The organism is Mesorhizobium sp. M8A.F.Ca.ET.021.01.1.1, assembly GCF_003998025.1.
Classification (GTDB): domain Bacteria; phylum Pseudomonadota; class Alphaproteobacteria; order Rhizobiales; family Rhizobiaceae; genus Mesorhizobium.
The window spans coordinates 1-4,943 of sequence record NZ_RZSJ01000476.1 but is presented as its reverse complement, the minus strand read 5'-3'; the positions used below and the strand labels follow the sequence as shown (position 1 = coordinate 4,943).

6 protein-coding genes and 1 pseudogene are annotated in these 4,943 nt (G+C 60.7%); 3 read left to right on the top strand and 4 right to left on the bottom strand.

Going from position 1 to position 4,943, the window contains the following annotated elements; genetic code table 11:
- On the top strand, nt 1-1,078 hold a 1,078-nt coding region (locus EOA36_RS27530; protein WP_127280232.1), incomplete at its 5' end, for a DHA2 family efflux MFS transporter permease subunit.
- Between the two features lie 222 nt (nt 1,079-1,300).
- On the opposite strand, the gene msrB is transcribed toward EOA36_RS27530, so the two are convergent.
- From msrB to EOA36_RS27510, 4 genes are all read right to left on the bottom strand, one after another.
- On the bottom strand, nt 1,301-1,804 hold the full coding sequence (msrB, locus tag EOA36_RS27525) for a peptide-methionine (R)-S-oxide reductase MsrB (protein WP_127280231.1): 504 nt from the start codon (nt 1,802-1,804) through the stop codon (nt 1,301-1,303).
- 229 nt (nt 1,805-2,033) lie between these two features.
- Nucleotides 2,034-2,591: a fasciclin domain-containing protein gene (locus EOA36_RS27520; protein ID WP_127280230.1), complete on the bottom strand. Its 558-nt coding sequence runs from the start codon at nt 2,589-2,591 to the stop codon at nt 2,034-2,036.
- Between the two features lie 217 nt (nt 2,592-2,808).
- The gene (locus tag EOA36_RS27515; RefSeq protein WP_127280229.1) at nt 2,809-3,531 is read right to left on the bottom strand and encodes an anti-sigma factor; all 723 of its coding nucleotides are present in this window, start codon (nt 3,529-3,531) and stop codon (nt 2,809-2,811) included.
- Nucleotides 3,528-4,067 carry a sigma-70 family RNA polymerase sigma factor gene (locus EOA36_RS27510; protein ID WP_127280228.1) on the bottom strand — a complete coding sequence of 180 codons (540 nt, stop codon included), beginning with the start codon at nt 4,065-4,067 and terminating at the stop codon, nt 3,528-3,530. Before EOA36_RS27510 ends, EOA36_RS27515 begins: the two co-directional genes overlap by 4 nt.
- Before the next feature lie 183 nt (nt 4,068-4,250).
- On the opposite strand from EOA36_RS27510, the gene EOA36_RS27505 reads away from it, so the two are divergent.
- Complete coding sequence (locus EOA36_RS27505; protein ID WP_127280227.1) at nt 4,251-4,679, top strand: SgcJ/EcaC family oxidoreductase; 429 nt, start codon at nt 4,251-4,253, stop codon at nt 4,677-4,679.
- 110 nt (nt 4,680-4,789) lie between these two features.
- A pseudogene (locus tag EOA36_RS38970) lies at nt 4,790-4,943 on the top strand (amidase); the annotation flags it as partial.

The window sequence follows — 4,943 nt, the reverse complement described above, 5'->3', positions numbered from 1 at the left end:
TATCAGCCACGCCTTTTCATGGCACTGGCTGTTCCTGGTCAATGTCGTGCCCGGCATTCTGGTGGCGACCGTGGCCTGGTCGCTGATCGATTTCGACAAGCCCAATCTCAAGTTGTTCTCGAAGTTCGACTGGTGGGGCCTCGCCGGCATGGCCGCCTTCCTTGGCTGCATGGAGTACGTGCTGGAAGAGGGTCCGAACAACGACTGGCTGCAAGACCAGGCCGTGTTCATCTGCGCCATCATCATGACCATCGGCGCGGTGATCTTCTTCTGGCGTGTCTTCACCGCCGAGGAACCGATCGTCGACCTCAAGGCGTTCAGCAACATCAATTTCGCCTTCGGCTCGCTGTTTTCCTTCGTCATCGGCATCGGCCTCTATGGCCTGACCTATCTCTATCCGGTCTTCCTGGGGCGCATCCGCGGCTACGATTCGATGATGATCGGCGAAGCGCTGTTCGTCAGCGGCCTGGCCATGTTCTTCACCGCGCCCATCTCCGGCATCCTGTCGAGCAAGATGGATTTGCGGCTGATGATGATGATCGGCTTCTTCGGCTTCGCTACCGGCACATGGTGGATGACCCACCTGACCGCCGACTGGGATTTTTATGAGTTGCTCATCCCGCAGATCCTGCGCGGCTGTTCGATGATGCTGTGCATGGTGCCGATCAACAACATCGCGCTCGGCACCTTGCCGCCGGACCGGTTGAAGAATGCATCCGGCCTGTTCAACCTCACCCGCAATCTCGGTGGTGCGGTCGGCCTTGCCCTCATCAACACCGTGCTGATCGACCGCAATGCCTTCCACTACGCAAGGCTCGGCGAGCACGTGCAGTGGGGCAGCGCGGCGGCCCAGCAGAAGCTGCAGAACATGACGCTCAACTTCGAGCAGACATCAGGCCTGGACGCCACCAGTGCGGCGATCTCCAAATTGTCGGGCATGGTCCATCAACAGGCGGCGCTGCTGTCTTTCATGGACGTGTTCTACATGCTCACGGTGCTGTTCGCGACGCTTGGCCTGTTCACCATGCTGATCAGGAAGCCGGCCGCGCCCGGTGGTGGCGGAGGCGGCGGGCACTGAAACAAAAGAACCATACGCGGCAGCGGTTTCAGGAAGCTCCTCCAGTCCACGCCTGAAACGCTGACAGCGCAAAAAACTCCGGGCCGCAAAGCCCGGAGTTTTTTATTGCCCTTGCTAGAGCAATTCCAGGAAAAGTGTGTAGCGGTTTTCCGTCCGGAATTGCGTAAAAACAAATAGTTAGAGCAGTTCAGCGATTCTACCAATCGCTGAACTGCTCTAGCGTCAGGCGGTGGCGGGCTTGAAGGTCAGCGCGACGCCGTTGATGCAGTGGCGCAGGCCGGTCGGCGCCGGGCCATCGTCGAAGACGTGGCCGAGATGGCCGCCGCAGCGGCGGCAATGCACTTCGGTGCGGGTCATGCCCAGCGACCGGTCCTCGGTCTTGCCGATGCCATTCGCGATCTCTTGCCAGAAGCTCGGCCAGCCGGTGCCGGAATCGAATTTCGTCTCCGAGGGATAGACCGGCAGGTCGCAGCCGGCGCAGGCGAAGATGCCCTTGCGGTGTTCGTTGAGCAGCGGGCTGGTGCCTGGATACTCGGTGCCCTCCTTGCGCAGCACGTCGAAGGCGGCCGGCGACAGGATGGCCTTCCATTCGTCGTCGGTCTTGGTGATCTCGAATTTCTCGGCGGCCTGGGCGGCCTGCGGGCTGCCCATGCGAAGCACCGTCGCCGCGGCACCGACAACGCCGATCGCGGCGGCACCGCTCAAAAGAAAGTCGCGACGGTTCATGACCAGTTCCTCCTGTCGTCCGTTTTGCCAAACTATACCCGCCACGCAAAAGTCAAAAGCCGGTGACGGTTGCCCTCAAACGACACTCCGCGCCGTTCACGGCTGACCGTGGAACGGCGCGGAGCAGGCGTGCCGATTGCGGATCACGGGAGCGAGACGACGCGATCGACAGAGAGCTCTTGCCTGCTGTTTCGTCCGCGGCAAGCGCCTTGTTACATTTTCGGTCCCATCACATTTTCGGGAGCAGAACCTTGTCGATGACATGAATGACGCCGTTGGATTGTTCGACATCGGCGATCGTCACATTAGCGACATTGCCGTTCTCGTCGGTGACGGTGACCTTGCCGCCATCGGCCTTGAGCGACAGCTCGCAGCCGCCGACCGTCTTGACCTTATGCGTCCCGCCGTCGGCCTTGGCCATCGCGGCCACATCCGCCCCCATCGCCTTGGCGCCGATGACGTGGCAGGCCAGGATCTTGGTCAGCTTGTCCTTGTTCTCGGGCTTGAGCAGCGTGTCGACCGTGCCGGCCGGCAGTGCCGCGAAGGCTTCGTTGGTCGGCGCGAAGACGGTGAACGGGCCGACTCCCTGCAGCGTCTCGACCAGGCCGGCGGCCTTGACGGCGGCGACCAGCGTCGTGTGATCCTTGGAATTGACGGCGTTGTCGACGATGGTCTTGTTGGCAAACATGGCGGCGCCGCCGACCATCGGGTTTTCAGCATAAGCAGCCGTGGCAAGCGCGGAGACAGCGATCGTACCGGCGAGCAAAAGGGTGGCGAATCTACGCATGATATCTGGACTCCTCGGGTTTCTCTTCCCATTTTTGGGGACGCGAGGAGATACGGAACACAGATGCGTGAGTTTCAGACTATTTCCTGGTTTTAGATTTATTTGCATTGCGGAAAAATTTTCGAGCACGACGGTTTGCCGGCTTACGGGCCTATTAGACATATGTGATGGAAGATAGACTGGGTAATTTCTATCTTGTCACCATCCGGAGGGTCGATCAGATGCCCTTCAGATCGCCCGCGGCAACAACGGGGCCGGTCGGCTGGCCGGTCGGCGAGCCTCCGGCAGGCTCGAGGCTGACGGCCAGCACGGCGCCCTGCGCGAGTTTCTGCTGCGTGGCGGGCGAGACCCCAATGTGCGCCGTCGCACCGGCCGGGATGACGCCCATCGAGACCGGCGCGTTCTTGCCCTCGATCATCCACAGTTCGAAGTCCTTGCCGGAGGCGAGCGCGCCGGAAACATGCGAAAGGCTGACTTCATGCCGTTCGGAATCATAGACGGCGAGATATTTGACGTCGCTGCCGTCGGCGGCCAGCGAGGCGACTAGTCGCGCCTGCGGCTGTTCGGCCGGCCGATTGACATAGGGAACGGCGACATAGAGCGCCAGCGCGGCAACAGCCGCCACGGCGAGACCACGCCAGAAGGCGAGGCTGGACCACAGGCCGGCGCGCGGTTCGGCGGGCGCGGCGGCGGTGGATGAAAACAGCCGGCGGTCGATCGCCGGCTTCACCGAAGCCGGCGGTTCGATCTCCGGATAGCCCGCGCCCAACGGCGAGAGGTGAACTTCCCAACCATCGACGAGCCGCGCGAACTCTGTCTCGCTGTCGATGCGCCTGGATGCGATCTGCCGCTCTTCCGCCGGCAGAACACCAAGAACGTATTCGGCGGCGAACAGGTCGTCGCCTCCACGTTCCGGTCCATTGTCCTCTGCCAGCGTCATCTTTCCAGGCATTCCCTGAGTTTCATCAGGCTGCGGCGCAGCCAGGTACGCATCGTGTTCAACGGCACGCCGTGACGTTCCGCCAGTTCGGCATAGCTTTCGCCCTTGAGATAAGCGCCGCGGACGGCCGCCGCCCGGTCCTTTTCCAGTTCATCGAGACAGTGGTGGATGCGTTCGGTCTCATCGCCCGCCACCGCCATCGCTTCTGGTCCCGGCGCCGGATCGGCCACGTCGAGCGCGGTATCGATATCGACTGCAGGCTTGCGCCGCGCTCGGATGCGATCGATCGCATGGTTGCGCGCGATCGCCACCAGCCAGGAGATCGGGCTCAGATCGGAGACGGCAAAACGATCCGCCTTCGTCCATATCTTGACGAAGACTTCCTGCAACGCCTCTTCCGCGTCTCCCCGGTCGTTCAATACACGAAGGCACACGCCGAAAAGTTTCGCACTGGTCTGCCGGTACAGCAGGTCGAACGCAGCCCGATCCTTCATCGAAGTCCGAACGATCAGCTTGGTGATGTCCTGCGGCGTCATGCGGGTCCAAATTAGGCAATTGCGATGTATTTGCAACGCGGAAATATTCCGCGCGCCTAAAGTTCCGGCGTCCGCACACCTGCCTCGAGGCTGTGTCCCAGTTTGAATTCAAAGATTGGCAATCGCATTTGAGGCGATGACCCCGACATGCTACACTTTAGCGGAAAGCAAGGGAGATTTGGCATGAGATTGGTAGTCGCCAAACCTGAGGATGTCGCGACTGCCTTTGCCGATGCTTGGAATAGACATGACATGGACGACTTCGCGGCGCTGTTCGCCGACGACGCTAATTTTGTCAATGTCGTGGGCATGTGGTGGAAGAACCACACCGAGATCGAAAGGGCGCACCGCGCAACTCATGAAACCATGTTTCGCGACAGCCGATTAGAAGGTGCCGTCTCGTCAGTTGTTGAATTATCTTCCGGCATTGCATCGGTGCATTATACATGGATCCTGACTGGTGCATCCGCTCCGGACGGCTCATCCGCTGGAACGCGAAAAGGCATTCTGCTTCTGGTTGTTGTGAAGGAAGAACCGTCGGGCTGGCGGATAAAGGTTGCCCAGAATACCGACATTGTTCCGGGGGCGGTTGCTCCCCCTCCAACTCCATGAGATAGGCGTCTTACAAAAACTCGCCGCTCAAATTCCAAACTGAGACATTATTGGCCTGGATTGCCAACGGAATCGCTGCTGACTAGCTTGGCGGCAACGGGGGAGCGCGCATGTCGGTCGAACGAATCCTTTGGGAAGAAGACGCGACCGGCCTCGCCGCTCTGGTGCGCAAGGGCGACGTGTCGGCGATCGAATTGACCGAAGCGGCAATCGCCCGCGCCGAGGCCACTCGCCCCGAAATCAATGCCACGGCCGAAACGCTCT